At 71.5% G+C, this 26,733-nt stretch carries 25 protein-coding genes and 1 pseudogene; 11 read left to right on the top strand and 15 right to left on the bottom strand.

Going from position 1 to position 26,733, the window contains the following annotated elements; all coding sequences use genetic code 11:
- Positions 1-59: 59 nt before the first annotated feature.
- The 5 genes from AS97_RS20255 (at position 60) to AS97_RS20235 (ending at position 3,990) form a co-directional block, all read left to right on the top strand.
- A complete protein-coding gene (locus tag AS97_RS20255) occupies positions 60-1,355 on the top strand; it encodes an ABC transporter permease (RefSeq protein WP_086711029.1) in 1,296 nt (431 codons plus the stop codon).
- A complete protein-coding gene (locus AS97_RS20250; RefSeq protein ID WP_059143512.1) occupies positions 1,352-1,765 on the top strand; it encodes a cytidine deaminase in 414 nt (137 codons plus the stop codon). Before AS97_RS20255 ends, AS97_RS20250 begins: the two co-directional genes overlap by 4 nt.
- A 34-nt stretch (positions 1,766-1,799) precedes the next feature.
- Positions 1,800-3,083 carry a thymidine phosphorylase gene (locus AS97_RS20245; protein WP_210565399.1) on the top strand — a complete coding sequence of 428 codons (1,284 nt, stop codon included), beginning with the start codon at positions 1,800-1,802 and terminating at the stop codon, positions 3,081-3,083.
- Positions 3,084-3,284: 201 nt separating this feature from the next.
- A complete protein-coding gene (locus tag AS97_RS20240) occupies positions 3,285-3,854 on the top strand; it encodes a hypothetical protein (protein WP_247204434.1) in 570 nt (189 codons plus the stop codon).
- Positions 3,826-3,990 (top strand): hypothetical protein, encoded by a 165-nt coding sequence (locus AS97_RS20235; RefSeq protein WP_210567463.1) that lies wholly within the window; start codon positions 3,826-3,828, stop codon positions 3,988-3,990. The genes AS97_RS20240 and AS97_RS20235 overlap by 29 nt, the downstream gene beginning before the upstream one ends.
- Positions 3,991-4,086: 96 nt before the next feature.
- Here the strand turns inward: AS97_RS20235 and AS97_RS20230 are convergent, their stop codons facing one another.
- Positions 4,087-5,013: a LysR family transcriptional regulator gene (locus AS97_RS20230; protein ID WP_197049059.1), complete on the bottom strand. Its 927-nt coding sequence runs from the start codon at positions 5,011-5,013 to the stop codon at positions 4,087-4,089.
- Between the two features lie 119 nt (positions 5,014-5,132).
- On the opposite strand from AS97_RS20230, the gene AS97_RS20225 reads away from it, so the two are divergent.
- Positions 5,133-6,518 carry an MFS transporter gene (locus AS97_RS20225; protein ID WP_059143509.1) on the top strand — a complete coding sequence of 462 codons (1,386 nt, stop codon included), beginning with the start codon at positions 5,133-5,135 and terminating at the stop codon, positions 6,516-6,518.
- A gap of 178 nt (positions 6,519-6,696) precedes the next feature.
- On the opposite strand, the gene AS97_RS20220 is transcribed toward AS97_RS20225, so the two are convergent.
- Positions 6,697-7,461 (bottom strand): dienelactone hydrolase, encoded by a 765-nt coding sequence (locus tag AS97_RS20220; protein ID WP_063804856.1) that lies wholly within the window; start codon positions 7,459-7,461, stop codon positions 6,697-6,699.
- Positions 7,462-7,564: 103 nt separating this feature from the next.
- Between AS97_RS20220 and AS97_RS20215 the strand changes: the two genes are divergently transcribed.
- Entirely contained in the window at positions 7,565-8,731 is a 1,167-nt protein-coding gene (locus AS97_RS20215; protein WP_059143507.1) for an adenosine deaminase, read from the top strand.
- Between the two features lie 124 nt (positions 8,732-8,855).
- A complete protein-coding gene (locus tag AS97_RS20210; RefSeq protein WP_210565398.1) occupies positions 8,856-9,107 on the top strand; it encodes an ATP-binding protein in 252 nt (83 codons plus the stop codon).
- Between the two features lie 105 nt (positions 9,108-9,212).
- On the opposite strand, the gene AS97_RS20205 is transcribed toward AS97_RS20210, so the two are convergent.
- From AS97_RS20205 to afsQ1, 5 genes are all read right to left on the bottom strand, one after another.
- Positions 9,213-9,416 carry a PspC domain-containing protein gene (locus AS97_RS20205; RefSeq protein ID WP_014061318.1) on the bottom strand — a complete coding sequence of 68 codons (204 nt, stop codon included), beginning with the start codon at positions 9,414-9,416 and terminating at the stop codon, positions 9,213-9,215.
- A 61-nt stretch (positions 9,417-9,477) separates the two neighbouring features.
- Positions 9,478-10,053, bottom strand: a complete 576-nt coding sequence (locus AS97_RS20200) for a VanZ family protein (protein WP_086711024.1) — start codon at positions 10,051-10,053, stop codon at positions 9,478-9,480.
- Between the two features lie 113 nt (positions 10,054-10,166).
- Entirely contained in the window at positions 10,167-10,784 is a 618-nt protein-coding gene (locus tag AS97_RS20195) for a hypothetical protein (protein ID WP_059143504.1), read from the bottom strand.
- Entirely contained in the window at positions 10,781-12,391 is a 1,611-nt protein-coding gene (locus tag AS97_RS20190; protein ID WP_247204819.1) for a HAMP domain-containing sensor histidine kinase, read from the bottom strand. Before AS97_RS20190 ends, AS97_RS20195 begins: the two co-directional genes overlap by 4 nt.
- 487 nt (positions 12,392-12,878) lie before the next feature.
- Entirely contained in the window at positions 12,879-13,553 is a 675-nt protein-coding gene (gene afsQ1 / locus AS97_RS20185; protein ID WP_174887374.1) for a two-component system response regulator AfsQ1, read from the bottom strand.
- Between the two features lie 197 nt (positions 13,554-13,750).
- Between afsQ1 and AS97_RS20180 the strand changes: the two genes are divergently transcribed.
- On the top strand, positions 13,751-14,533 hold the full coding sequence (locus AS97_RS20180) for a SigE family RNA polymerase sigma factor (RefSeq protein WP_059143503.1): 783 nt from the start codon (positions 13,751-13,753) through the stop codon (positions 14,531-14,533).
- Positions 14,534-14,706: 173 nt separating this feature from the next.
- On the opposite strand, the gene AS97_RS20175 is transcribed toward AS97_RS20180, so the two are convergent.
- From AS97_RS20175 to deoC, 5 genes and pseudogenes are all read right to left on the bottom strand, one after another.
- Positions 14,707-15,348: an ATP-binding protein gene (locus AS97_RS20175; RefSeq protein WP_086711281.1), complete on the bottom strand. Its 642-nt coding sequence runs from the start codon at positions 15,346-15,348 to the stop codon at positions 14,707-14,709.
- Positions 15,349-15,505: 157 nt separating this feature from the next.
- Positions 15,506-15,793: pseudogene (locus AS97_RS47470) on the bottom strand (amidohydrolase family protein); the annotation flags it as partial.
- Positions 15,794-15,936: 143 nt separating this feature from the next.
- Complete coding sequence (locus AS97_RS20165) at positions 15,937-16,806, bottom strand: aldehyde dehydrogenase family protein (RefSeq protein WP_059143500.1); 870 nt, start codon at positions 16,804-16,806, stop codon at positions 15,937-15,939.
- The gene (locus tag AS97_RS20160) at positions 16,803-18,305 is read right to left on the bottom strand and encodes an aldehyde dehydrogenase family protein (RefSeq protein WP_247204433.1); all 1,503 of its coding nucleotides are present in this window, start codon (positions 18,303-18,305) and stop codon (positions 16,803-16,805) included. Before AS97_RS20160 ends, AS97_RS20165 begins: the two co-directional genes overlap by 4 nt.
- Before the next feature lie 6 nt (positions 18,306-18,311).
- Positions 18,312-19,307 (bottom strand): deoxyribose-phosphate aldolase, encoded by a 996-nt coding sequence (deoC, locus tag AS97_RS20155; RefSeq protein ID WP_185930292.1) that lies wholly within the window; start codon positions 19,305-19,307, stop codon positions 18,312-18,314.
- 125 nt (positions 19,308-19,432) lie between these two features.
- On the opposite strand from deoC, the gene AS97_RS20150 reads away from it, so the two are divergent.
- The gene (locus AS97_RS20150; protein ID WP_059143498.1) at positions 19,433-20,092 is read left to right on the top strand and encodes a PH domain-containing protein; all 660 of its coding nucleotides are present in this window, start codon (positions 19,433-19,435) and stop codon (positions 20,090-20,092) included.
- A 413-nt stretch (positions 20,093-20,505) separates the two neighbouring features.
- Here the strand turns inward: AS97_RS20150 and AS97_RS20145 are convergent, their stop codons facing one another.
- The 3 genes from AS97_RS20145 to AS97_RS20135 all read right to left on the bottom strand — a co-directional run bounded on the left by AS97_RS20145 (position 20,506) and on the right by AS97_RS20135 (position 25,128).
- Positions 20,506-22,212 carry a phospho-sugar mutase gene (locus AS97_RS20145; protein ID WP_210565397.1) on the bottom strand — a complete coding sequence of 569 codons (1,707 nt, stop codon included), beginning with the start codon at positions 22,210-22,212 and terminating at the stop codon, positions 20,506-20,508.
- A 1,233-nt stretch (positions 22,213-23,445) separates the two neighbouring features.
- Entirely contained in the window at positions 23,446-24,270 is an 825-nt protein-coding gene (locus tag AS97_RS20140) for a purine-nucleoside phosphorylase (RefSeq protein WP_043237321.1), read from the bottom strand.
- 420 nt (positions 24,271-24,690) lie between these two features.
- Positions 24,691-25,128 carry a gamma-glutamylcyclotransferase gene (locus tag AS97_RS20135; RefSeq protein ID WP_014061302.1) on the bottom strand — a complete coding sequence of 146 codons (438 nt, stop codon included), beginning with the start codon at positions 25,126-25,128 and terminating at the stop codon, positions 24,691-24,693.
- 112 nt (positions 25,129-25,240) lie between these two features.
- On the opposite strand from AS97_RS20135, the gene AS97_RS20130 reads away from it, so the two are divergent.
- Positions 25,241-26,689 (top strand): NAD(P)H-quinone dehydrogenase, encoded by a 1,449-nt coding sequence (locus AS97_RS20130; protein WP_059143496.1) that lies wholly within the window; start codon positions 25,241-25,243, stop codon positions 26,687-26,689.
- Positions 26,690-26,733 lie beyond the last annotated feature (44 nt).

The following is a 26,733-nucleotide window of genomic DNA, read 5'->3' as shown; positions in this document are numbered from 1 at the left end:
TGCCGAGTGGGCGACAGTGACATCGGCCGCTGCCGCGGCGGGGCGAACGGAGAAACACGATGAGTGCCACGGTGACCACCACCAAGAGCACGAGCACGCCGGGCAAGGGGAACGGACCCGCCTCCCGGATGTCCCTGGGCAAGGTGCTGCTGATCGTCGCCGGGGCGCTGGTCGCGCTGTCGGTGCTGCGGGCGTTCGTCGACGCCGCCCAGCAGGCGGACTTCGACCGCGTCACCTCCTCCGGGCAGATCGCCGCCGCGCTCTCCATGGCCGTGCCGATCGGCCTCGCGGGCCTCGGCGGGCTGTGGTCCGAGCGGGCCGGTGTGGTCAACATCGGCCTCGAGGGCATGATGATCCTCGGCACCTTCTTCGGCGCCTGGGCGGGCTATCAGACCAACCCCTGGGTGGGCGTGCTCGCGGGCGTCCTCGGCGGCGCGGTCGGCGGCCTGGTCCACGCGGTGGCCACCGTCACCTTCGGGGTGGACCACATCATCTCCGGCGTGGCGATGAACATCCTCGCCCTCGGCGCCACCACCTATCTGGCCAAGCGCTGGTTCGAGCCGCTGGGCGACATCGGCGGCTCGCCGAAGAACTCCCCGCAGGTCGACCCCATCCAGTCGTTCACCGTCCCCGGACTGTCCGACTGGCTCGCGGATCTGGAGAACCACCACTGGTTCCTGGTCTCGGACGTCGCCGGCATCCTCGGCGGTCTGGTCACCGACATCTCCGCGCTGACCATCGTCTCCATCCTCCTGGTCGTGGGCAGTTTCTTCGCCCTGTGGCGGACCTCGTTCGGACTGCGGCTGCGGTCCTGCGGGGAGAACCCGACGGCGGCCGAGTCCCTCGGCGTCAACGTCTACCTCTACAAGTACGCGGCCGTGGTGATCTCCGGCGCCCTCGCCGGGCTCGGCGGCGTCTTCCTCGCCCTTGTCCGCTCGCACATCTACAACGAGGGCCAGACCGGCGGCCGCGGCTACATCGGCCTCGCCGCCATGCTCTTCGGCAACTGGCGGCCGGGCGGGCTCGCGATGGGCGCCGGGCTCTTCGGCTACTCCGACGCCCTGCAACTGCGCAACGGCGGGGCGACCGTCCACGCCCTGCTGCTCCTGGTCGCACTCGGCCTCGCCGCGCTGGCGGTCTGGCGGATCGTCCGCAAGAGTTATGTCGCGGGCGCGGTGTCCGGCGCCGCGGCCGTCGCGCTGCTGCTGTGGTACGCCCTGACGGACACGGTCCCGAACGATCTGGTCAGCGCCACGCCGTACATCGTGACCCTGCTGGTCATGGGGCTCGCCTCACAGCGGCTGCGGATGCCCAAGGCGAACAACAGGCCCTATCGAAAGGGACAGGGCACATGAGCACTTCCGCCCCCGACTGGGACGGTTTGCGCGCACAGGCCCGGGACGCCATGTCCCGGGCCTACGCCCCCTACTCGGACTTCCCGGTGGGCGCCGCCGCGCTCGTCGACGACGGCCGCACGGTCAGCGGCTGCAATGTGGAGAACGCGGCGTACGGCGTCGCGCTGTGCGCCGAATGCGGTCTGATCTCCTCCCTCGTCGCCTCCGGCGGCGGCCGCCTCACCGCCTTCACCTGCTGCGACCGCGAGGGCGCCGTGCTGATGCCCTGCGGCCGCTGCCGTCAGCTGCTGTGGGAGCACGGCGGCCCCGAACTCCAGATGGACACCCTCACGGGCATCCGCCCGCTCGCCGAGCTCCTCCCGGACGCCTTCGGCCCCGACGATCTGCGCCGCGCCGCCGCCCACGGCTGACGTTCCCGAACACGAAAGGCCCCGTACCGCCCCCATGGACGCCATCTCCGTCATCCGCGCCAAGCGCGACGGCACCCGCCTGACCGACGCCCAGATCGACTGGGTCATCGACGCCTACACACGCGGCGAGGTGGCGGACGAGCAGATGTCCGCACTCGCGATGGCGATCTTCCTCAACGGCATGGACCGGGCCGAGATCGCCCGCTGGACCGCCGCGATGATCGCCTCCGGTGAGCGGATGGACTTCTCCTCCCTGCCGCGCCCGACCGCCGACAAGCACTCCACCGGCGGCGTCGGCGACAAGATCACGCTGCCGCTCGCCCCCCTCGTGGCGGCCTGCGGAGCCGCCGTACCGCAGCTCTCCGGCCGGGGCCTCGGCCACACCGGCGGCACCCTCGACAAGCTGGAGTCCATCCCCGGCTGGCGCGCACAGCTCTCCAACGAGGACATGCTGGCCGTCCTCCGCGACGTGGGCCCGGTCATCTGCGCAGCGGGCGAGGGCCTGGCCCCGGCCGACAAGAAGCTGTACGCGCTGCGCGATGTCACCGGGACGGTCGAGTCGATCCCGCTCATCGCCTCCTCGATCATGTCCAAGAAGATCGCCGAGGGCACCGGCTCCCTGGTCCTGGACGTCAAGGTGGGCTCCGGCGCCTTCATGAAGGACATCGACTCGGCGCGCGAACTGGCCACCACGATGGTCGGCCTCGGCAAGGACCACGGCGTCCGGACGACCGCCCTCCTCACCGACATGTCCACCCCGCTCGGCCTCACCGCGGGCAACGCCCTCGAGGTCCGCGAGTCCGTGGAGGTCCTGGCGGGCGGCGGCCCCGCCGATGTCGTCGAGCTCACCCTGGCCCTGGCCCGCGAAATGCTGGACGCGGCGGGCCTGCCGGACGCCGACCCCGCCAAGGCCCTGGCCGACGGCACGGCGATGGACCACTGGCGCCGCATGATCGCCGCCCAGGGCGGCGACCCGGACGCCCCGCTCCCCGTCGCTCGCGAACACCACGTCGTCACGGCCGCCGCCGACGGCGTCCTCACCCGCCTCGACGCCTACGCGGTCGGCCTGGCCGCGTGGCGCCTGGGCGCGGGCCGCGCCCGCAAGGAGGACCCGGTCCAGGCGGGCGCGGGCGTCGAACTCCACGCCAAACCGGGCGACCGCGTCACCACGGGCCAGCCGCTCCTCACCCTCCACACCGACACCCCGTCGGCCTTCGCCTACGCCCTGGAGGCACTGAAGGACGCGGTCACCTACGCCCCCCAGAACGCGGACTTCATCCCCACGCCGATCGTGCTGGAACGCATCGCCCAGGGGTAAGCCGCTTCGGCCTCATTCGGCCGCAACGTTCTGCCGCTCGCCTCACGATCCCCCTTGGTACAGCTTCGCGGGTACGCCCGCGATGTCCATAGCGACGTCGAACCGCGATCCCCGCTAGTGCGTGGTGTTGATGCGTCAGTTGGCCGGCCGATCATGCGGAAACCTCCGTCCGCGAATCCGCCGAGGGTCGAAATCGATGCCGTGAACGGCCAGCCACAGGGCACGGCGGCGCACCCGCAGATTGCTGGATGGATTGCGAGTGACGCCGGACAACATAAAGAACCAGAGCGCATCTACAGGCTAGGAATCAGCGCTGCAAGGCAGGCTGAGGATTACACCCTTGCCGGGAATGTCGCAGGATCGCTGGCCTACCAGTTCAGCAATACGGGGAGGGAATCCGAAGGGCTCAGGCTCGCTCAGGCGGCGTTTAATGACGCACGCGCCGAAGCGCCCCCGAAAGCCCGCGCACTGTATTTGGACCGTGTGGCCTGGGCGCACACCAAAGCCGGGCAGGCGCTCAGCGAAGACAGCGACGGCACCGAGTCGCCCGCCTATCTGTATTGGGTGGACGCCGGGGAACTCCGTGTCATGGAATCACGTGTCTACACCGAGCTTCACCGCCCCTTGCGCGCAGTTCCGTTACTCCGGGAAGTGCTCAGCGAATACGACGCCACGCGCACGCGCGAAATGGCGCTGTATCTATCTTGGCTTGCCGTCGCCCTTGCCGACGCCAACGAGGCCAATGCCATCGCCCAGCCTTTCCGGGCATGACGTGGGCATCGCCTGGCCCCCGAACCGGGCGCCGATCGCGCTGGCCGTCCTCTCCACCCGGCAGCGGCAGGACGCCGAGGCCGTCGCCCCCCTGATCGCCAAGGCCACCGCACTGGCGGTCGAAGCGCTCAGCTGACCCTGGGCGGTCCGGACCCGGAGCCCGAGGCCACCGGCGGGCAGCCCTCAACGAGGCGGGAGGGGCGGGGTCGCACCGGCCACCAGACAACCCGGACTACGTCAGCAGCTGACCCCGCCGCCCCAGCAGAAACTTCTTGAAGGCCGCCACCGGCGGCGTGTCCGGGTGCCCGTCCAGCCAGGCAAGACCGATCTCGCGGACGGCACGCGGCGCGGTGACGGTCAGCTCCGCCACCCCGGGGCGGGGAACGGCAGGCGGAGGGAGGAGGGCCACCCCGAGCCCCGCCGCGACCAGGCCGCGCAGCGTCTCCGCCTCCTCGCCCTCGAAGGCGATCCGCGGCGTGAACCCCGCCTCCGCGCACAGCGCATCGGTGATGCGCCGCAGCCCGTAGCCCGGCTCCAGGGTGACGAACAGCTCCGAGGCGGCCTCGGCGAGCCGGACCCGGCGGCGCCCGGCCAGCCGGTGGTCGTCGGGGACCACCAGCCGTAGCCGCTGTTCGTCCAGGCGGCGGGCGACCAGGTCGGGGGCGTCCGGCACCGGGGAGGTCAGGCACAGGTCGAGGCCGCCCGCGCGCATCCGCTCGATCATCGCCTCGCCGTAGTTCTGGACCAGCTGGAACCGCACTCGGGGATGGTCCACCCGAAAGCTCCGGATCAGACCGGGCACGGTCTCGGTCCCCAGCGTGTGCAGGAAGCCGAACGAGACCAGGCCCGCCGCCGGATCCGCGTCGGCCCGTACGGACTCGGCGGCGCGGTCGACCTCGGCGAGGGCCCGTTCGACCGAGCGCAGGAACGTCCGTCCCGCCGGGGTGAGCGCCACCGTACGGCCCCGGCGGGCGAAGAGCGCCACGCCCAGGTCCTCCTCCAGCCGGACCATCGCCCGGCTGAGCGTCGACTGGGGCACCCCCATCTCCTGTGCGGCGCGGGTCACATGCTCATGGCGGGCGACGGCGGCGAACTGGGCGAGGCGCGGCGTGAGGGTGGCGGCCCAGGACTCCGCCTCGACATCTGCTGTCACCGGAATGTCGTTTTCGTAACTGATGCGTGACACCTACGACCCTGACCTTTACTCATGCTGTGGTGGATTGATTATCGCCATTCCGTGCATTGGACGCATCAACCGTGCTTACGTACGGTCGAAGCATGCCTCCCGCTGATACCGGGGCGTCCACCGGAACCCACCGTGTGGACGCCTCCGCTTCGATGCCGACGAACCCGAACTCCTCCCAGCCCGCCACCGCGAGCAACGCGAAGGTCGCGAGCAACGCGAACCCCGTGAGCAACGCGAGCCCCGCGTCCCAGCAGATGAGCCCGGGCCACCCCGGTTACGTCCGGATGCGGCTCGCCCTCTTCACCTCCGGACTCGCCACCTTCGCCCTGCTCTACTCCACCCAGGCGCTGCTCCCCGCGATCTCCGACGATCTGCGGGTCCAGGCGGACCAGGCCAGCTGGAGCGTCTCCGCGGCCACCTTCGGCCTGGCGCTCGCGGTCGTGCCGCTGAGCGCGCTGTCCGAGCGGTTCGGCCGACGCGCCATGATGACCGGCTCGCTCACGGTCGCGGTCCTCCTCGCCCTGCTGGTGCCGTTCGCGCCGGACCTGGGCTGGCTGATCGGACTGCGCGCGGTCCAGGGCGTGGCGCTGGCCGGGATCCCGGCCTCCGCGATGGCGTACCTCTCGGAGGAAGTTCACCCGAAGGCGCTGGTCGGCGCGATCGGGCTGTTCGTGGCCGGTAACAGCGTCGGCGGTATGAGCGGCCGGATCCTCACCGGCTGGGTGGCGGACGCCTGGGGCTGGCGGGTCGCGCTGGCCGCGGTCGGCGCGATGGCACTGCTGTGCGCGGTGGCCTTCCGGCTGCTGCTCCCCAAGGCCCGGAACTTCACCCCGGCCGCGGTGAGCCCGCGGGCGCTGGCCCGCACCCTCGCCGGGCATCTCTCCGATCCGCTGCTGTGCCGGCTGTACGCGATCGGCGCGCTGTTCATGACGGTCTTCGGCGGGGTCTACACGGTCATCGGCTACCGCCTGGTGGCCGAGCCCTTCGGCCTCTCCCAGAGCCTGATCGGCTCGATCTTCCTGATCTACCTGGTCGGCACGGTCTCCTCGGCGGCGACCGGCAAGCTGGTCGGCCGGCTCGGTCGGCGCGGCGCGCTGTACGTGGCGGTGTCCACGACGGCGGCCGGACTGCTGCTGTCCCTGCTCAACTCGATCCCGGCGGTGCTGGCCGGTCTGGTGCTGATCACCGCGGGCTTCTTCGCGGGCCACGCGGCGGCGTCCTCGGCGGTGAGCCGTACGGCCAAGACCGGGCGCGCCCAGGCCGCGGCGCTCTACCAGGCGTCGTACTACATCGGCAGCAGCGTGGGCGGTGCGCTGGGCGCACTCGCCTTCCACGCGGCCGGATGGGGCGGCACGGTCGCCATGGGCCTGGTGGCGGTCGGCGGCGCGGCGGCGATCACGGTGTACGCGACGCGCAAGGCGCAGGCCGAACGGCGCGCGGAGGCCGCGCGCCGCGAACTGGTCGGCGCACCGGCCTAGCCCGGCCCCGGGCGCTTGCCCAGCACCCCTCTGAAGCCCGAAGGGGCCGCCCCGCCACTGTCCCGGCGGGGCGGCCCCTTCGCCCGTGAGGCCCGTGAGGCCCATGAGGCGCGAGACGGCGACGCACCCGGCGACGTAAACCCCTACGCGCCCGCGCTGCGCCCGCGCGGCCAAGCGCTCAGCGCCGCAGGTTCGCCCCGAACCCCGACGCCAACGGCATCCGCAGCCCCAGCGGCGGCGGAGCCGCCAGCGCGTCGGCGACCGGGCGGGAGAAGCCGGAGTGAAAGAGGGAGCCGAGGAGGAAGTCCACGGCCAGCGCCTGCACCTCGGCGCGGTGCTGATGCAGCCCGTGCCCGTCGGTGTGCACCTCGAAGCGGCACACATCGCGGTTGGCCTTCTTCGCCCGCTCCGCCAGCCGGTAGGACAGCTCGGGGTCGGAGCGCTCGTCGTTCGTGCCGTGAGCGATCAGCACCTGCCGTCCCACCAACTGCTTCACCGGCTCGGGTTCGAGCACCTCGTCCGGCGCCGGAAGCCATGGCGCCAGCGCCACCACCGAGGTGACGGCCGGGTGGCCGGCGGCGCGGAGGGCGGCGCGCCCGCCCATGCCGTGGCCCGCGAGACAGACCGGCACATCGCCGTAGCGCCGCACCACCTCCTCCACGGCCCACGTGGCATCGGAGGCGGGATCGGCGGCGGCCCCGTTCCAGCCCCGGCGCCGGTAGTGGACGACATGCCCGGCCAGCCCCTCCTCCCGGCCCGCCCGGACCAGCCGCCGGGCCAGTGGCAGGGCGGCGGCCGCCGTGAGTCTGGAGGGGCGTCTCGTCCCGTTGGGTTCGCCCTCGGGGAGGAGCAGCACCACACCGTGTACGGTCCTTTGCGCGGCGGCCGCGCCCATCGGCCGCCCCAGCCGTGCGCCCCGCTCGGGCAACGCTTGCTGAGCCATGGCGACACGATCGCAGAAGGACTGGTGTACTCCACTACCCGTGCGGGTCACTGTTCCGTATCTATCCCCCACGTTCTACGCGCGTAGGGACTATGGTGCCCAGATGACGAGCGAGCACAGCCACGAGCCCACCCCCGAACAGATCCGCCGCGCCCCCAAGGTGCTGCTCCACGACCACCTCGACGGCGGGCTGCGCCCCGGTACGATCGTCGACCTCGCGAGGGAGACGGGGTACGAGGCGCTGCCGGAGAACGAGCCCGACAAGCTGGGCGTCTGGTTCCGCGAGGCGGCGGACTCCGGATCGCTGGAGCGCTATCTGGAGACGTTCTCCCACACCGTCGGCGTGATGCAGACCCGCGACGCGCTCGTCAGGGTCGCCGCCGAATGCGCCGAGGACCTCGCCGAGGACGGCGTCGTCTACGCCGAGATCCGCTACGCCCCCGAACAGCACCTCGAGGGCGGGCTGACCCTGGAGGAGGTCGTCGAGGCGGTCAACGAGGGCTTCCGCGAAGGGGAGCGGCGGGCCTGGGAGAACGGCCACCGCATCCGGGTGGGCGCCCTGCTGACCGCGATGCGGCACGCGGCCCGCGCCCTGGAGATCGCCGAACTCGCCAACCGCTACCGCGACTCGGGTGTGGTCGGCTTCGACATCGCGGGCGCCGAGGCCGGTTTCCCGCCCACCCGGCACCTGGACGCCTTCGAGTATCTGAAGCGGGAGAACAACCACTTCACGATCCACGCGGGCGAGGCGTTCGGACTGCCGTCCATCTGGCAGGCGCTCCAGTGGTGCGGCGCCGACCGGCTGGGCCACGGCGTCCGCATCATCGACGACATCGAGGTCGCGGACGACGGCTCCCTCGCCCTCGGCCGCCTCGCCTCGTACGTCCGCGACAAGCGCATCCCGCTGGAGCTGTGCCCGACCTCCAACCTGCAGACGGGCGCGGCCAGTTCGTACGCCGAGCACCCCATCGGGCTGCTCCGCCGACTGCATTTCCGTGCCACCGTGAATACGGATAATCGTCTGATGAGCGGGACGAGTATGAGCGCGGAATTCCAGCATCTTGTATCAACGTTCCATTACACGCTCGACGACATGCAATGGTTCACGGTCAATGCCATGAAATCGGCCTTCATTCCTTTTGACGAACGTCTGGCGATGATCAGTGACGTGATCAAGCCCGGATACGCCGAGCTGAAGTCCGAATGGCTGTTCCGAAATGTGGCCTCCGCGTCGGCTGTGACCAGGGATTCCGTGTCCGAGGGAAGCTGACCGAGCGTACTGGGCCCATGGCCCGGGCGGGGTTTCGCGGGCGGTTTTCGGCGTTTGCGGGCAGCCGAAATCCATGGCTACGTTTCCGTATCGGTCAAGCCCCCGTCTCAAGGACAGATTTCTGATGAAGCAGGGAACGCTCAAGACTCTCGGTGTCATTGCCCTCGGCGCCGTCGCCGTCATCACCGGAGGCAGCGCCGCGTCCGCGGCCCCCAGCGCGCCGGTCCCGGGCGGCTCCGCGGGCCGTGTCGCCGCCCCGGGGCAGCCCGTCGCCCAGCCCGGAAAGCCCGCCGCCCAGGCCAAGCCCGGCCAGGGCCTGCTGGGTCAGCTCCCGCTGCAAGGTCTGCCGACCAGCAACCTCATCAAGCTGGGCTGATCTCCGCCTGGGCACACGGCCGGGCCGCACATCCCGATGGGGTGTGCGGCCCGGCCGTTCCGCTTGCCGGGGTCACGCCGCTGGGCCCTGTCCGGCGGAGCAGGGTCACCACGCCTCGCGGTAGGCGTCCTCCGCGGGAAGCAGGAACCACAGCGCGAGATAGAGCAGGAACTGCGGCCCCGGCAGCAGACACGAGACCACGAAGAGCACCCGCATCGTCGTCGGGGTGGTCCCGAAGCGCCGGGCGAGACCCGCGCAGACACCGGCGATCTTCTTCTCGTGGCGGGGGCGGACCAGCGGTGCGCTCATGATGGGGACTCCTCCTCGTCGAGTGGGCTCGGGAAGAGCCAAGTTCCCGATGGACTCAACGCTATGTCCGCGTGCTGGAGGAGACGTCGCTCCACGGTGCGATCCCGACCCTGGGAATCGTCGGGGTCGGGGCCAGGGCGCCGTCGTCCCGGGGGAGGGGCGCGGCCCGGCCCCGGTCAGCCCGGCGGCGGAGCCGCGTCCGGACGGCGGGGACCACCAGTACGTGCGCGAGGGCGACCCCGACGGTGTTCAGCAGCACCGAGTCCACGTTCATGATCTGCCCGGTCATCTCGCTGCGCAGCAGCGCCACCCCCAGGGCCGCCATCGCCCCGCTGAAGGCCGTACGGGCCAGCGAGGCCAGCGGATACGCCTCCACCCGGCCCCCGGCCAGCGGCAGCAGCACCCCCAGCGGCGCGAGCAGCAGCAGCCCGCCTCCGATGGAACGGACGGCCCCCCAGGGGCTGAGCGCCAGATCGGCGCGGATGGTGGCCAGCGGTTCGAGGGTCGCGGCGGACACCCAGGGCACGTTGGCCGGTCGCAGGGTCAGCCAGCAGACGAACGCCAGATGTGCGACGAGGAGGACGAAGCCCGCGACGCGGTAGCGAAAGGCGGCCCTGCGGCCGAAGGGACCCTGCACGAAAATCAGGACGCCGCCCGCGGGGGTCGTGGTTCCGCCCGCACCCCGCTGGTCAGCACCTTGTTACCGACAAGTCGCCGACCTGGGACGAGGCGGTACCGGCAGGTAACGAATCAGGAGACCAGGACCCCGGAGTTGACCGCGATCACGGGGTTGCGGCGCATCTCCTCCGTGCACTGGTACGCCTTGAGCGGATCCCGCTGGCTGTCCGGGCCGCCGAGCACCACCTTGCCGCCATCCCCGGCCACCGTGGTGTCCGCGAGAGTGCAGACGATCTGCGCGAGCGCCAGGGACTGGATCTCCTCCGGCGGTCGGCTCAGCCGCAGCGCGCTGTCCGGATCGTCCTTGGCCGGACCGGAGATCTCCACCCAGTCCTCGACCGCCGTGGAGAACCCGGCCGCCGCCTCGGCCGCCGTCGGCGGCAGCCGAAGCTGCTCCAGCAGTGCCTGGGCGACCCGCACCGGCTCCGGGGACGTCTTCTCGTCGCCCAGCCGGGTCGTCCGGCTCACCGACAGGACCCGCGAGGAGCACAGCAGATAGATCCGTACGGAGCCCCGGCTCATCCCCTCGGCGGCCCGCTCCGACTCGGGCGCCCGGCAGGACGCCCGCGAGGGCCCGGCCCCGGCGTCCACCGGTACCGAGGTGCCGCGTATGCCGCAGCCTGCCGCCGACAGGGCGACCGCGCCGGCCAGCAGAAGAGCGGCCGCCGACCGGCTCCACCGCGCGCTCATGGCCTGCCCTCCTCGTTCCGGCCCGTGGCCCTGGCCGAATTCCCGCCCTTGCCCTTGCCCCTGGCCCTGCCCTTGCCCCAGATCCTGCCCTTGCCCTTGCCCCAGGTCCTGCCGCCGTCGTCGCGCTCGCCCTCGGCGGCGCCCTCGCGGTCGAGATCGCCGAGATCGCCGAGATCGTCCTCGGCCTCGTCGGAGGCGATCCGGGAGGCGTCCATCGGCAGCCGCAGCGTGAAGACGGCCCCGCCCTCCGGGGAGTTCGCGGCGCTGATGTCGCCGCCGTGGATATGGGCGTTCTCCATCGCGATCGACAGCCCGAGCCCGCTGCCCTCCGAGCGCGGGCGGGACGCGCTCGCCTTGTAGAACCGGTCGAAGACATGCGGCAGCACATCCTCGGGGATGCCGGGACCGTGGTCCCGGACCTTGATCAGCAGCTCATCGCCGTCGGTGCGCACCGAGACCCGCACCGGCGAGCCGCCGTGCTTGAGCGCGTTCCCGATCAGATTCGCCAGGATCACATCCAGTCGCCGGGGATCCAGCCGGGCCACGATCCCGCGCGCCGCGTCCAGCTCCACCGCGTCCAGCCAGGCGCGGGCGTCGATGCACGCCGTCACCTGGTCGGCGACATCGACATCGTCGAGCACCAGCCGGGCCGTGCCCGCGTCGAAGCGGGTCACCTCCATCAGGTTCTCCACCAGGTCGTTCAGCCGCCGGGTCTCGCTCACCACGAGCTGCACCGCCGGAGCGATCATCGGGTCGAGCGAATCGGCCTCCTCCTCCAGCACCTCGGAGACGGCTGTGATCGCGGTGAGCGGGGTCCGCAGCTCATGCGACATGTCCGCGACGAAGCGCCGGCTGGACGCCTCCCGCGCGGACAGCTCCGCCACCCGCTTCTGCAGCCGCTCCGCGGCCCGGTTGAAGGTGTGGGAGAGATTGGCCAGCTCATCGGAGCCCGAGACCTGCAGCCGGGTGTCCAGATGCCCCTCGCCCAGCCGGTACGCCGCCTCCCCGAGCCGCTGCACCGGCCGCAGCACCGTGGCCGCGGCGGCCTGCGCCAGCAGCGCGGCGCCGATCAGCGCGAGCCCGGTGGCGATCCCCAGCGACCAGGCCAGCGAGTTCAGATCCTGGCGCTCGGTGTCCAGGGACTTGAGCATGTAGCCGGTCGGCCCGCCGCCGTTCACCTTCGCCCCGCCGACCAGATACGGGGTGCCGTCCAGCGTGATCCGCTGCCAGTAGAGGTGGTACGGCGAGGTGTTCCCCTTGCCCACCGGGCGCTTCTGGTCCACCGCGCGCCGCAGAGACGCGGGCACCGCGTCGAGGGTGAACAGGCCCTTGTCCGAGGCGGCCGGACAGCTTCCGGCATCCCGGGTCCGGGTGATCAGCAGCACCTCGTACTTCTGGGTGTTGTCCGCCATACGACCCGCGGCGTCCCGCAATTCGGAACAGGTCGGGACAGAGGGCAGCGGGTCGGTGTCGTCCTTCAGCGATTTACGGAACTCGTCCAGCGCCGCGTCCTGGGTACGGGTCAGCACCGCGTCACGGTTCAGCCAGTACGCGATGGCCGACGCGGACACGGCGGCGGTCAGTGCCACCAGGCCGAAGACCAGCATCAGGCGCAGCCGGAGGCTGAACCACCGCAAGAGCCCCGCGGCCCAGCCCCGGGCCCGACCGGGCTCATCGCTCACTGCGCTCAATTCCGTACGTCTCCGCCCCCGCGCGCACCACGCATCGTCCCCGCTGTGCTGGTTTGTTCGCTTCTCCGCTCGTGCGGCGAGGGTGCGGGCATCGTCGTCAGCTGCGGGCCGGTGGCCGCACGTGCGTCGCTCGCTGTGCTGGTTTGTTCGCTTCTCCGCTCGTGCGGCGAGGGTGCGGGCATCGTCGTCAGCTGCGGGCCGGTGGCCGCACGTGCGTCGCTCGCTGTGCTGGTTTGTTCGCTTCTCCGCTCGTGCGGCGAGGGTGCGGGCATCGTCGTCAGCTGCGGGCCGGTGGCCGCACGTGCGTCGCTCGCTGTGCTGGTTTGTTCGCTTCTCCGCTCGTGCGGCGAGGGTGCGGGCATCGTCGTCAGCTGCGGGCCGGTGGCCGCACGTGCGTCGCTCACTACGGCGCGTCCAGTCGGTATCCGACCCCGCGCACCGTACGGATCAGCGTCGGCGACGACGGGACGTCCTCCACCTTCGCGCGCAGGCGCTGTACGCATGCGTCGACCAGCCGCGAGTCCCCGAGGTAGTCGTGCTCCCAGACCAGCCGCAGCAGCTGCTGGCGGGACAGCGCCTGCCCCGGCCGGCGGCTGAGCTCCAGCAGAAGCCGCAGCTCGGTGGGGGTGAGCTGCAGATCCTCGCCGTTCTTGGTGACCGTCATGGCCGCGCGGTCGATCAGCAGACTGCCGAAGGCCGCGGAGTCGTTGGCCTCCCGTTCGCCACGCCGCAGCACCGCGCGGATCCGGGCGTCCAGCACCCGGCCCTGGACGGGTTTGACCACATAGTCGTCGGCGCCGGACTCCAGGCCGACGACGACGTCGATGTCATCGCTGCGCGCGGTCAGCAGGATGATCGGCAACTGGTCGGTACGGCGGATCCGGCGGCACACCTCGAAGCCGTCGATCCCGGGCAGCATCACATCGAGCACGATCAGATCCGGCCGCTGCTCACGCAGCAGTTTCAGGCCGTCCTCGCCCGTCGCCGCGGTCGCCACACGGTGGCCCTGGCGGGACAGAGAGAGTTCGAGGGCCGTGCGGATGGCGTCGTCGTCCTCGATCAGCAACAGGAAAGGCACGTTGGTCATTCTGGCCTACAAGGGGCCTGTAGTTCGACCGTCAGGGGTTTATCGGCTCGATCGCCTGTGACGAGCCTGTGACAGTCGGCAGACAGCCCCATGAAACTGACCCGGCAAAGTCTTCTGTGCACCGGGCGGAACGCCACCGGCCGGGGCAGCCAGCAGACCGATCAGGCTCCACCGACGGGGGGCGCGAAATGAGCACACTGCACTTCACGAACACCAGCGCAGTTCGCACGCGCCTCCACGACACCGGCCGGGGCAACGAGAAGTCCGGTGCCGTGAGCGGGCGGGGGTGCGCTCGCGGCGCCGGGCGTCAGCGGCCTCCTTACATGGTGGCCATTGACGCGATCACGGGGGAGAAGGAGGCCGGTCACGGCCTCGGGGGGGACAACGGGGGACCGGGGGGACACGGGGGAAGCTCGTACAGGGAGGCAGAGGGGGAGCGGCGCACCGCGTCGGAGGCGGAGTTCACCGCCTATGTCCAGGAGCGCCGCGCCTCCCTGTACGCAACCGCCTACCACCTGACCGGTGACCGCTTCGAGGCCGAGGACCTGCTGCAGAGCGCGCTGTTCTCGACCTACCGGGCCTGGGACCGGATCAGCGACAAGGCGGCGGTCGGCGGCTATCTGCGGCGCACCATGACCAATCTGCACATCAGCGCCTGGCGGCGGCGCAAGCTCAACGAGTACCCGACGGAGGAGCTGCCGGAGACGGTGGGCGACCATGACGCGATGCGCGGCACCGAGCTGCGCGCCGTACTGTGGCAGGCCCTGGCCCGGCTGTCCGAGCTGCAGCGCACGATGCTGGTGCTGCGCTACTACGAGGGCCGGACGGATCCGGAAATCGCGGACATCCTGAACATCAGCGTCGGAACGGTCAAAAGCAGCATCTGGCGCTCACTGCGCCGGCTGCGCGAGGACGAGACCCTCAGCTTCGGCCGTGACCAGGAGGAGTCCTTCGGCGAACTGGTCGCCTGACGGCGGCGAGACGACCGAAGGCGGGGGGACCGGGGGAAACTGGGAAAATCGGGGGAACACGGGGGAAACGGGAGGGGAACAAGAAATCGGGGGAGTACGGGGGAAACAGGCGTGAGGCCGGACATCCGAGGGGGATTGTCCGGCCTCACGCCTGTTTCGCACGCCCTTTTTCGTTATACGGACGCCTTCTGGCCGGAGGTGGGGACCCGCCCTCCCGCCGTCGCGGCCGCTATCCGGCCCATCGCCGTGCCCTTGCCGCACGCGTACGCGCCCAGCGCCGTCTGCCGGGCCACGATCCCGCGCTCCGCGCGCATCAGCCGCCAGCCGCGCCGCAGCAGATAGTGCGGGGGCTTACGGCCCTCCCGCAGATCGCGCAGCAGCCGGCGCCGGAAGGTGGTGGACGGACGGCCGCGCAGGCAGAGCGCGTCCGCGAGCACCCCGAGATCGGCGCAGCGCCCGATGATGTCGGCGGCGAAGATCCCCTCGGCGATGAACAGCGGCGCCCGCCCGATGTCCAGCGTCTCCTCGCCGACGCGGGAGCTGGTGGCGATGTCGTACAGCGGCACGGTCGTCCGTGACGTACGGCAGAGCGTCTCGACCGCCGCGACCGCCGCGTCCGCGTCCCAGGAGCGTGGCGAGTCCCAGTCGGCGCCCCCGCCGTCGGCGAGTTGGGGGAGCGTCGGGTCGCCGCCCTCCTTGTAGAAGTCGTCGAGGTTGAGCACGGGCAGCCCGGTGCGGGCGGCGAGCGAGGACTTTCCCGAGCCCGAGGGGCCGGTGAGCAGGACGACACGGGCGGAAGGCGGTTGGCTGGTCACGGAAGACCAGTGTGACGCATCCTTTCGCCCACGTGACCCCCGCGTGACCGATGACGTAACGTCCGACGTCTCGTTGACGTAGATGACCGCCACGACCGTCATCGCGGACAGCCCGGCCGAGGTCAGCACCCGGAACACGCTGAGCGAGACGAGGGAAGCACAGCTCGTCGCAGAGGGCCGCCCACTCGGCGGAGGTGTGGAGATCGCCGATGTGGTGGGCCATGAAGGACGCCCGGGGCGAGAAGACCGTCAGGTCGATGCCGCGTTCGTCCATCAGCCGGAGCTGGTTCGGCTCGATGCTGTGGCGCAGCTCGTCGTCACTGACGCGGAGATCGGCGCGGGAGGGGGTGCCGGCGGGGTCGGTGAGTCCGCTGATCTGCTGGGTGCGCCATGCCTCCAGCGCCGGTGGCGCGGTGGTGTAGTGGCCATGGCAGTCGATGGTCATTCGCGGTTCCTTCTCGGCGTGTGGTTCCTCGCAACCTAACTGTCGATGAAATTGTTGACAATATATGCGACGAAAAAGACCCCCGCGATGTCCGGGATGCGGACGCCGCGGGGGCGGGGTGACCGAGGCGCGGAGCCGCCGGGTCAGGCGCCCATCGGATGCCAGACGGTCTTGGTCTCCAGGAAGCCGAGGAGACGGCCGGTGCCGGGGTCGGCCGCCCAATCCACAGGCTGTGGACGAAGGACCCGCTTGAGGTTGTCCGCACTGGCCTTCTCCAGCTCGACCGCGAGCTCCGGGTCCGCGCCGGCGAGGTCGATCGCGTTGACGTCCTGGTGCGCGGCGAGTGGGGCGGCGATCTCGGCGGTGCGGCCGGAGAGGATGTTGACCACGCCGCCCGGGAGGTCGGAGGTGGCCAGCACCTCGGCCAGGGAGAGGGCGGGCAGCGGGGACTTCTCGCTCGCCACCACCACGGCCGTATTGCCGGTGACGATCGCGGGGGCGATCACGGAGACCAGGCCGAGGAAGGACGAGTCCTGGGGCGCGAGGAGCGTGACCACGCCGGTCGGCTCGGGGGAGGAGAGGTTGAAGTACGGCCCGGCGACGGGGTTGGCGGACCCGGCGATCTGGGCCGTCTTGTCCGACCAGCCCGCGTACCAGACCCAGCGGTCGATCGCGGCGTCGACCTGGGCGGTGGCCTTGGCCTTGCTCAGCCCCTCACCCTCGGCGACCTCCGCGACGAACTGGTCGCGGCGGCCCTCCAGCATCTCGGCGACGCGGTAGAGGATCTGGCCCCGGTTGTACGCGGTGGCCCCCGACCAGCCGCCGAACGCCTTGCGCGCGGCGACGACCGCGTCCCGGGCGTCCTTGCGGGAGGCCAGGGGGGCGTTGGCGAGCCACTGGCCCTTTGCTGTGGTCACCTCGTACACCCGCCCGCTCTCGGACCGGGGGAACTTGCCCCCGACGAACAGCTTGTAGGTCTTCAGCACGGAGAGTCGGTTGTCAGGCTGCTTCATCGGTCGCGCTCTCCTTCTCGCTCGCTGCGCTCGCTGCGCTCGCTGCGCTCGCTCGTCGGTTCGGCTGCTCCGGCGAGATACGCCTCCAGGCCGTGACGGCCGCCTTCGCGGCCGTATCCCGACTCCTTGTAGCCACCGAACGGGGAGGCCGGGTCGAACTTGTTGAACGTGTTGGACCACACGATGCCCGCCCGGAGCTTGTTCGCCATCCACAGGATGCGCGAACCCTTTTCCGTCCAGATGCCCGCCGACAGTCCGTACGGCGTGTTGTTGGCCTTGGCCACGGCCTCTTCGGGGGTGCGGAAGGTGAGCACCGACAGCACCGGGCCGAAGATCTCCTCGCGGGCGATCCGGTGGGCCTGGGTGACGCCGGTGAAGAGGGTGGGCGCGAACCAGTAGCCGGAGCTGGGCAGTTCGCACGCCGGGGCCCAACGCTCGGCGCCCTCGGCCTCGCCCGCGTCGGCCAGCGCGCGGATCCGGGCCAGCTGCTCGGCGGAGTTGATGGCGCCGATGTCGGTGTTCTTGTCCAGCGGATCGCCCAGCCGCAGGGTGCCCATCCGGTGCTTGAGCGCGTCGAGCAGCTCGTCCTGGACGGACTCCTGGACCAGGAGGCGGGAGCCCGCGCAGCAGACATGGCCCTGGTTGAAGAAGATGCCGCCGACGATGCCCTCGACCGCCTGGTCGATGGGGGCGTCGTCGAAGACGATGTTCGCGGCCTTGCCGCCGAGTTCGAGGGTGACCCTCTTCCTCGTACCGGCCACCGTACGGGCGATGGCCTTGCCGACCTCGGTGGAGCCGGTGAAGGCCACCTTGTCGATCCCGGGGTGGGCGACCAGCTCGGCGCCGGTCGAGCCGTCGCCGGTGATGATGTTGACCACGCCCTTGGGGAGCCCGGCCTGGCGGCAGATGTCCGCGAAGAAGAGGGCGCTCAGGGGCGTCGTCTCGGCGGGCTTGAGGACGACCGTATTGCCGGTGGCGAGCGCCGGGGCGATCTTCCAGGCCAGCATCAGCAGCGGGAAGTTCCAGGGGATGATCTGGCCGGCGACGCCCAGGGGCTTCGGGTCCCGGCCGTAGCCCGCGTACGCGAGCTTGTCGGCCCAGCCCGCGTAGTAGAAGAAGTGGGCCGCGACCAGGGGCAGATCGGAGTCGCGCGACTCGCGGATCGGCTTGCCGTTGTCCAGCGACTCCAGGACGGCCAGTTCGCGGGAGCGCTCCTGGATGATGCGCGCGATGCGGAAGAGGTACTTGGCGCGCTCGGAGCCGGGGAGCGCGGACCAGGACGTGAACGCCTTACGGGCGGCCTTGACGGCGCGGTCCACGTCCTCGGCGCCGGCCTGGGCGACCTCGGAGAGGACCTCCTCGGAGGAGGGGGAGAGGGTCTTGAAGACCTTGCCGTCGCCCGCCTCGCCGAACTCCCCGTCGATGAACAGGCCGTAGGACGGGGCGATGTCGACGACCGCGCGGGACTCCGGCGCCGGTGCGTACTCGAAAACGGGCATGGCGTATCAGTCCACCGTCACGTAGTCGGGACCGGAGTACCGGCCGGTGCTCAGCTTCTGGCGCTGCATCAGCAGATCGTTGAGCAGACTGGAGGCGCCGAAACGGAACCAATCCGGGGAGAGCCACTCGCCGCCCAGCGTCTCGTTGACCATCACCAGGTACTTGATCGCGTCCTTGGAGGTGCGGATGCCGCCCGCCGGCTTCACGCCCACCTGCACGCCGACCGCGGCGCGGAAGTCGCGGACCGCCTCCAGCAGGACGAGGGTGACGGGCGGGGTCGCGTTGACGGCCACCTTGCCGGTGGAGGTCTTGATGAAGTCCGCGCCGGCGAGCATCGCCAGCCAGGAGGCGCGGCGGACGTTGTCGTATGTCTGCAGCTCACCGGTCTCGAAGATGACCTTGAGGTGGGCGGCGGTGCCGTCCTCGCGGACGCAGACCTCCTTCACCTGCCGGATCTCCTCGAAGACCTCGAGGTAGCGGCCGGAGAGGAAGGCGCCGCGGTCGATCACCATGTCGATCTCGTCCGCCCCGGCGGCCACCGCGTCCCGGGTGTCGGCCAGCTTGACCGGCAGCGCGGCCCGGCCGGAGGGGAAGGCGGTCGCGACGGCTGCCACGTGAATGCCGCTGCCCTGCAGGGCCTCCTTGGCGGTGGCCACCATGTCGCCGTAGACGCAGATGGCCGCGACCTGGGGGACGGTGCGGTCGGTGGGATCGGGGTTGATCCCCTTGGCGCACAGGGACCGGACCTTGCCCGGGGTGTCGGCACCCTCCAGGGTCGTCAGGTCGATCATCGAGATCGCCAGGTCGATGGCGTACGCCTTCGCCGTGGTCTTGATCGAGCGGGTGCCGAGGGTCGCGGCACGGGCCTGCAGGCCGACCGCGTCGACGCCCGGCAGGCCGTGCAGGAAGCGGCGCAGGGCGCGGTCGTCGGCGGTCACGTCCGCCATCGACGCGAGTCGCTCCGCGGCCTCTTCGCCGTATGCGGGAACTGTGGTGGGCATGGTCACCAGACGAGCATATCTACGCGCGTAGTCGGATGTCACCCCCGGCCCCGGATTCCATGCGGGCCGGGGCGAGCGATCCCTGGCCGCCCCCCACCCCCGGAGTGTGGTGCACAATCGGGCGCATGACGAGCCCGGACGACGACTCCGCCCCCGCCGCATCCTCCTCGGTGCCCGAGACCTTCTCGGACCGGGTCTACCGCTCCCCGAGCGGCATCGGAGGCGGGGTGCTGCTGCTCGCGCTCAGCGGCTGGCTGGGCATCGACGCGATGATCCGGGGCGAGGGACGGACACCGTGGCTGGCGCTGGCCGGGCTGCTGTTCGCGGTGCCGGTGGTGATCGCCTTCACGGTGCGCCCGGCGGTGTACGCGGGGCAGGACCGGCTGCTCGTCCGCAACCCCTTCCGTACGGTCACGCTGCCCTGGGCCTCGGTCGAGGGGCTGCGCGCCGGGTACACCAGCGAGGTGCTGGCGGGCGGGGCGACCTACCAGCTCTGGGCGATCCCGGTCTCGCTGCGGCAGCGCAAGCGGGCCGCGAGGCAGCAGGCCAGGGCGGCCTCCGAGGACCCCTTCAGCCGCACGTCGGCCCATGTGTCGGCGAACAAGGCCGGGGAGGACCGGCGGGCCCCTTCCGACGCGGCCATCGGCGACCTGCGCGAAATGGCCGAACTCAACGCCCAACGCGAAGGCGCCCAGGGGGCGCCCGAGGTCCGGTGGGCCTTCGAGGTCATCGCGCCGACGCTGGCGGGTGCGGTGCTGTTGATCATCATGCTGGCCATCGGCTGAGCGCCTGACGGCGCGGCTTTCGGGTCCGGCTGGTCGGGCTCAGGCTGGTCGGTTCCCGGCTGGTCGGGCCCCGGCTGGTCGGCTCCCGGTCGCCTGCGGCGCCCCCGCGCTCCTCCCCGTCCGCCACCGCCCGGCCGCCCGGCCCCCCGCCGTGGAGCGGCCGAAGCGGTCCCGGGACGGGCGCGTGCGGAGCGCGGGCGGCGCCACCACACTGCGCATCGGCTGCTGGTCCGCGCGGGTCGTCCGCGGCGGCCGGGACGCCGCCCTCACCCTCCAGTCCTGCGTCGGACCCGACACCGGGTCCGCTACCTCAGCCGGATCTGACGCGGCTCCGGCACCGTCAGTGTCAGTGTCACCGGCACCGGCACCGGCACCGGTACTGTCACTGTCACTGTCACTGTCACCGGCACCGATCAGATTCCCGCTGCCGCCGAGAGATCCTTCTTGAGCGCGGCCAGCACGCTGTCCGCCGTGGCGCGGGCCGGGACCAGGACGACCGCCCCTTGCACGTCGACGACCACCTCCAGGTAGCACTTCAGCTTCGGCTCGGTGCCGCTGGGCCGGACGATCACCCGGGCCGACCGGACGGTGTCCTTTCCGGCGAGCTGGTAGCGGAGCCCGTCCGTCGGGGGCAGCGTCTCCGTACCCCGTGACAGATCCTCCGCCGAGGTCACGGCGAGCCCCGCGAGCTCGGTGGGCGGCTGTTCGCGCAGCCGCTTCATCGCGGTGCCGATCAGGGAGAGGTCCGTGACCCGGACGGACAGCTGGTCGGTGGCGTGCAGGCCATGGGCGACCGCGATGTCGTCCAGCAGGTCGGTGACGGTGCGGCCCTGCTCCTTCAGCTCGGACGTCAGCTCGGCGACGAGCAGCGCGGCCGTGATGCCGTCCTTGTCGCGTACGCCCTCCGGGTCCACGCAGTAGCCGAGCGCCTCCTCGTACGCGTAGCGCAGCCCGTCCACCCGGGCCAGCCACTTGAAGCCGGTCAGCGTCTCGGCGTACGGGAGCCCGGCGTCCTCCGCGATCCGGGAGAGCAGCGACGAGGAGACGATCGTGGTCGCGAAGGAGCCACGGGCGCGCTTGTGGACGAGGTGGGTGGCGAGCAGGGCGCCGACCTCGTCACCGCGCAGCATCCGCCAGTCGGCGGCGTCCGTGGGGGCCGTGGGGTTCGTGATCGTGGGCACGGCGACGGCGCAGCGGTCGGCGTCCGGGTCGTTGGCGATGATGATGTCCGGTGCGACCTTGCGGGCCGTCGCGAAGGCGAGGTCCATCGCCCCCGGCTCCTCCGGGTTCGGGAACGCGACGGTCGGGAACGCCGGGTCGGGCTCGGCCTGCTCGGGGACGACCGCGGGCGCCGGGAAACCGGCCCGCGCGAAGGCCGCGGTGAGCGTCTCGCGTCCGACGCCGTGCAGTGGGGTGTAGACGACGCGGGCGTTGCGGGGGGAGCCCGGCGTGAGGACGGTGTCCGTACGGGCGAGATACGCGTCGAGGACGTCGTCGTTCAGCGTCTCCCAGCCGCTGTCGGGGCGGGGCACGTCGTTCAGACTGCGGATGGCGGCGATCTCGGCGGCGATCTCGGCGTCCGCGGGCGGCACGATCTGGGAGCCGTCGCCGAGGTAGACCTTGTAGCCGTTGTCGCGGGGCGGGTTGTGGCTCGCGGTGACCTCGATACCGGCGACGGCGCCGAGGTGGCGGATGGCGAAGGCGAGGACGGGCGTGGGGAGGGGCCGCGGAAGCACGGCCGCGCGGAATCCGGCGCCGGTCATGACGGCGGCGGTGTCCCGGGCGAAGTCGGCGCTTTTGTAGCGCGCGTCGTATCCGATGACGACGAGCCCCTGATCGTGATGCTTGCGCAGATACGCGGCGAGCCCGGCGGCGGCGCGGATGACGACGGCGCGGTTCATCCGCATGGGGCCGGCGCCTAGCTCACCCCTGAGACCGGCGGTACCGAACTGCAGCATGCCGGAGAACCGGTCGGCGATCTCGGCGAACGCGGCGTCCGCGGCGTCCGTGGCGTCCGTGGTGGCCTGGAGCAGCTTGCTGAGCTCGTCGCGGGTCTCGGGATCGGGATCCTCGGCGAGCCATGCGCGGGCCTGTGCGATGAGGTCGGGCTCCGTGGCCATGGGGGCCTCCTGGGGGATGGTCGTTTGGTGGATGTGGGCGTGGGTGCGGTGGCGGGTGCTCGGGTGCTTGGTGGGTGCGGGTCCGGCTTGCGGGTGCGGGTGCGTGGGTGGTGCGCCGGGGTGTGTGGTGGGTGGCGGGTGGCGGGTGCGGGGTCTCCGGGGCGGCGCCCTGGACCGTATCTTTACGGCGCCGTTGGCCGGGGGCGTTGAGTTGGTCGGGGATGGGCGCCACACATACACGTAAGCGTCCAGGACACCACCCCTGCGACCCCGCCCCTCCCGTCTCGTCGGCGGCTCCCCACCGGTGGCCTCCGGTCCTGGCCCGGTTCCGGACCGCCAGGGAGTCGGGTGCGGCCCGTCTCGCGCTCGCTTGTCGGTGTCCGCGCCGTGGTGGATCGGGTGCCCGGAGGTGCAACCCGTCGTGCCTCGGTGGCACAGGCCCCGGCCCGGTTCCGGATCGCCCGGGTGCGGCTCCTCTCTCCACTCGTCGGTGTCCGCGTGGTCAGAAGGGCTGGGCGAGGGTGGATACTGCCCTGCCTCCTCTGGCCTCGTGGGCGACCGTGCTCTCGGCTTTTGGGGAGGGCATCTTGTTGGCATCCGCTCCCGAGCTACACGGGCCCGCTTCGGGTGAGCCCCCTCCAGCCTCTGCGGCGGGGGAGGGACGTCGACTAGGCGGGACGGCGGGCCCATCCCCTTTCCTGGGCGGTCCGGAGGCGGCCAAGCGGCTTGTCCCACTGGGGCGCGGTTTCAGATGACGGGACGGGCGGGGTCGTACCCACCTCCACCTGGCACCGGAACCCCCGGGCGGTCCGGACCCGGACCGGGGTCCGTGCCACCGCGACGCGGGAGGGCGGGGCCGTACCTACCCCTACCCAGTGCCCGCCACCAGGCGACCCGGACCGGGTCAGGGCCGGAGCCCACCAGCGGGTGGCCGTCGACGGGGCGGGAGGGGGTGGGAGGGGGTGGGGTCGCGGGGGTGGTGTCCTGGACGCTTTCGTATATGTGCGGCGCCGATCTCCGGCCCGCCTCACGTTCCCGGGCACCGGCGCCGTCAATGTGCGGTCCGGGGCGCCGCACCGGAGGCCCCGCCCCCGGCACCCCACCGCGCCCCGGCCCGGCAGCGGGTGCCGCGACGCTCTGTTCAGTTGGCTGAGGGGTGAGTACCCGCGCAGCACGCCGTGACGCCGCCGGCGCCGCTGCCGGCGAGGGAACGGGGACGTCCGGCCGGCGAGGTCAGATGCGGTCGAGGACCTGCGACAGCAGGCTGCCCATGCGGGAGGCGGAGTCGCGGCCGGCCTGGAGGACCTCCTCGTGGTTGAGGGGTTCGCCGGTCATACCGGCCGCCAGGTTGGTGACCAGGGAGATGCCCAGGACCTCCGCGCCCGCCTCGCGCGCCGCGATGGCCTCCAGGGTGGTGGACATGCCCACCAGGTCGGCGCCCAGGGTGCGGACCATGGTGATCTCCGCCGGGGTCTCGTAGTGCGGCCCGGGGAACTGGGCGTAGACGCCCTCCTCCAGGGTCGGGTCGACCTGCTGGCACAGGGCGCGCAGCCGCGGGGAGTAGAGGTCGGTGAGGTCGACGAAGTTCGCGCCTACGATCGGGGAGGTGGCCGTGAGGTTGATGTGGTCGCTGATCAGTACCGGCTGGCCGGGGCGCATGCCCTCACGGAGGCCGCCGCAGCCGTTGGTGAGGATGATGGTCTTGCAGCCGGCGGCGACGGCGGTGCGTACGCCGTGTGCGACGGCGGCGACACCGCGGCCCTCGTAGTAGTGCGTACGGCCGAGGAAGACCAGCGCCCGCTTGTCGTTGATCCGGTACGAGCGGATCCGGCCCGCATGGCCCTCGACGGCGGGCGGCGGGAAGCCGGGCAGCTCGGTGACGGGGAACTCGTGCTCGGGCGCGCCGAGGGCGTCGGTGGCGGGGACCCAGCCGGAGCCCAGGACCAGCGCGACGTCGTGGGTCTCCGCACCGGTCAGCTCGCGCAGGCGGGTGGCGGCGTCGTCGGCGGCGGCGTGGGGGTCGCCCTGGATGTCGTCCCAAGAAACTGATGCGTTCACGCGCACGAGGGTAGCCGGTAACTGCCTACGCGCGTAGACGGAGTCGGTGGAGGTATTCGGATCGTTGCATAAACCCCTGGGCCGCCCGGACTTCCAGGCCCCCGGACCGACCGGGCCTCCGGGCCGCCCGGACTTCCAGGCCCCCGGACCCCAGGCCCTCGGACCGACCGGGCCTCCGGACCGACCGGACCCTCCGGGCCCCCGGGCCCCCAAGGCCCCCGGACCTCCGGGCCGCCAGGCCCCCGGACCGCCCGGACCTCCAGGCCCCTGGACCGCCCGGACCTCCAGGCCCCTGGACCGCCCAGGCCCCCGGGCCGCCCGGGCGCAAGGCTCGCCCGGAGACACGGACTCACCGGAGACACCGGAGACACCGGAGACACCGGAGACACGGACTCACCGGAAACACCGGAAACCCCGGACTCAGCAGGGGCGCTTCCGCAGCTCCATCACGTAGTCGTGCGGCGCGCCCGCGGATTCCGCCGCGTCGGCGATTTCGCCCAGGTAGCGGGCGGAGGGCAGGCCGCCCTCGTAGCCGTTGAGGACGTAGAGCCAGGCGGGTTCGTCGCCGTCCAGGGTGTGGACGCGGATCCGCATCCGGCGGTAGATGTCGAGGCCGACGCCCTCCCAGCGGTCCATGGAGTCCTCGTCCATGGGCGCGATGTCGTAGAGGGCGACGAAGACCTGGGAGCGCGGGGCCTCCACGATGGTGGCGAGGGCGCCTTCCCAGCCCATCTGCTCTCCGCCGAAGGTGAGACGCCAGCCGTTCAGCCAGCCCGTTCCGCGCAGCGGGGAGTGCGGTGCGCGGCGGGACATCAGCCGCGCGTCGAGGTTGCCGGCGTACGCGGCGTAGAGCGACATGGGTCTGAGGGTACGGGAGTGGGGCGGAACGGCCCTTCGGGGTGGGAGGTTCGTACGTCAGTCGCCCCCGCGAAACACCCCGGGCTGAAGCCAGTCGAACCGGTGCGGGACAATGGAGCATGTGACTCGGATCGTGATCATTGGTGGCGGACCCGGCGGCTATGAGGCGGCGCTGGTCGCCGCGCAGCTCGGCTCGGAGGTGACCGTCGTCGATTGCGACGGTCTGGGCGGCGCGTCGGTGCTCACCGACTGCGTGCCGTCGAAGACGTTGATCGCCACTGCCGAGGTGATGACGACCTTCGATTCCTCCTATGAGGAGCTGGGGATCATCGTCGCCGACGACACCCCGCCGATGGAGCAGGCGGCCCGGGTGGTCGGCGTGGATCTCGGCAAGGTCAACCGCCGGGTGAAGCGGCTCGCGCTCGCCCAGTCGCACGACATCACGGCGTCGGTCACGCGGGCCGGCGGCCGGGTCATGCGCGGGCACGGGCGGGTGGAGCCGCAGCAGTCGCTGGACGGCTCGCGGCGGGTGATCGTGCGGGCGGTGGACGGCACCGAGCAGACGCTGGTGGCGGACGCGGTGCTGGTGGCGACCGGTGCCCATCCGAGGGAGATCCCGGACGCGAAGCCGGATGGCGAGCGGATCCTGAACTGGACGCAGGTGTACGACCTGGACGAGCTCCCCAAGGAGCTGATCGTGGTCGGCTCCGGTGTCACGGGCGCGGAGTTCGCGGGTGCGTATCAGGCGCTGGGGTCGAAGGTCACGCTGGTCTCCAGCCGGGACCGGGTGCTGCCGGGCGAGGACCCGGACGCGGCGGCGGTGCTGGAGGACGTCTTCCGGCGCCGGGGGATGAACGTGATGTCCCGCTCGCGCGCGCAGGCCGCCAAGCGGGTCGGGGACCGGGTGGAGGTCACGCTCTCGGACGGGCGGGTCATCTCCGGCACTCACTGTCTGATGGCGGTCGGCTCGATCCCGAACACGGCGGACATGGGTCTGGAGGAGGCCGGGGTCAAGCTGGCCGAGTCGGGGCACATCCTGACCGACAAGGTGTCCCGGACCAGCGCGCCGGGCATCTACGCGGCCGGTGACTGCACCGGGGTGCTGGCGCTGGCGTCGGTGGCGGCGATGCAGGGCCGGATCGCGATGTACCACTTCCTGGGGGACGCGGTGGCGCCGCTGAACCTGAAGACGGTTTCCGCGAACGTCTTCACCGATCCCGAGATCGCCACGGTCGGCTACTCGCAGGCGGACGTGGACGGCGGGAAGATCGACGCCCGGGTGGTGAAGCTGCCGCTGCTGCGCAATCCGCGGGCGAAGATGCAGGGCATCCGGGACGGCTTCGTCAAGATCTTCTGCCGTCCGGGCACCGGCATCGTGGTCGGCGGTGTGGTGGTAGCGCCGCGGGCGAGTGAGCTGATCCACCCGATTTCGCTGGCGGTCGACAACAACCTGACGGTGGAGCAGATCGCCAAGGCGTTCACGGTCTACCCCTCGCTGTCCGGTTCGATCGCCGAGGTGGCGCGGCAGTTGCATACCCGGAAGACTCAGGAAGAGTCGTAGATCCGGTCCTTATAGCACTTCGCGTCTTCAGAGATGTCCAACTT

Origin of the sequence: Streptomyces sp. AgN23 (assembly GCF_001598115.1) — a bacterium.
Classification (GTDB): Bacteria; Actinomycetota; Actinomycetes; order Streptomycetales; family Streptomycetaceae; genus Streptomyces; species Streptomyces antimycoticus.
Note: the sequence above shows the minus strand (reverse complement) of the source record. Positions and strands in the feature narration are given on the sequence as shown.

Excerpts from the sequence above, each read along its gene's own strand:
- AS97_RS20255 (WP_086711029.1), top strand. The coding sequence starts at position 60 with ATGAGTGCCACGGTGACCACCACCAAGAGCACGAGCACGCCGGGCAAG.
- AS97_RS20250 (WP_059143512.1), top strand. The coding sequence starts at position 1,352 with ATGAGCACTTCCGCCCCCGACTGGGACGGTTTGCGCGCACAGGCCCGG.
- AS97_RS20245 (WP_210565399.1), top strand. The coding sequence starts at position 1,800 with ATGGACGCCATCTCCGTCATCCGCGCCAAGCGCGACGGCACCCGCCTG.
- AS97_RS20235 (WP_210567463.1), top strand. The coding sequence starts at position 3,826 with ATGCCATCGCCCAGCCTTTCCGGGCATGACGTGGGCATCGCCTGGCCC.
- AS97_RS20225 (WP_059143509.1), top strand. The coding sequence starts at position 5,133 with ATGCCTCCCGCTGATACCGGGGCGTCCACCGGAACCCACCGTGTGGAC.
- AS97_RS20220 (WP_063804856.1), bottom strand. The coding sequence starts at position 7,461 with ATGGCTCAGCAAGCGTTGCCCGAGCGGGGCGCACGGCTGGGGCGGCCG.
- AS97_RS20215 (WP_059143507.1), top strand. The coding sequence starts at position 7,565 with ATGACGAGCGAGCACAGCCACGAGCCCACCCCCGAACAGATCCGCCGC.
- AS97_RS20210 (WP_210565398.1), top strand. The coding sequence starts at position 8,856 with ATGAAGCAGGGAACGCTCAAGACTCTCGGTGTCATTGCCCTCGGCGCC.
- AS97_RS20205 (WP_014061318.1), bottom strand. The coding sequence starts at position 9,416 with ATGAGCGCACCGCTGGTCCGCCCCCGCCACGAGAAGAAGATCGCCGGT.
- AS97_RS20195 (WP_059143504.1), bottom strand. The coding sequence starts at position 10,784 with ATGAGCGCGCGGTGGAGCCGGTCGGCGGCCGCTCTTCTGCTGGCCGGC.
- AS97_RS20190 (WP_247204819.1), bottom strand. The coding sequence starts at position 12,391 with ATGCTGGTCTTCGGCCTGGTGGCACTGACCGCCGCCGTGTCCGCGTCG.
- AS97_RS20180 (WP_059143503.1), top strand. The coding sequence starts at position 13,751 with ATGAGCACACTGCACTTCACGAACACCAGCGCAGTTCGCACGCGCCTC.
- AS97_RS20165 (WP_059143500.1), bottom strand. The coding sequence starts at position 16,806 with ATGAAGCAGCCTGACAACCGACTCTCCGTGCTGAAGACCTACAAGCTG.
- AS97_RS20160 (WP_247204433.1), bottom strand. The coding sequence starts at position 18,305 with ATGCCCGTTTTCGAGTACGCACCGGCGCCGGAGTCCCGCGCGGTCGTC.
- deoC (WP_185930292.1), bottom strand. The coding sequence starts at position 19,307 with ATGCCCACCACAGTTCCCGCATACGGCGAAGAGGCCGCGGAGCGACTC.
- AS97_RS20150 (WP_059143498.1), top strand. The coding sequence starts at position 19,433 with ATGACGAGCCCGGACGACGACTCCGCCCCCGCCGCATCCTCCTCGGTG.
- AS97_RS20145 (WP_210565397.1), bottom strand. The coding sequence starts at position 22,212 with ATGGCCACGGAGCCCGACCTCATCGCACAGGCCCGCGCATGGCTCGCC.
- AS97_RS20135 (WP_014061302.1), bottom strand. The coding sequence starts at position 25,128 with ATGTCGCTCTACGCCGCGTACGCCGGCAACCTCGACGCGCGGCTGATG.
- AS97_RS20130 (WP_059143496.1), top strand. The coding sequence starts at position 25,241 with ATGGAGCATGTGACTCGGATCGTGATCATTGGTGGCGGACCCGGCGGC.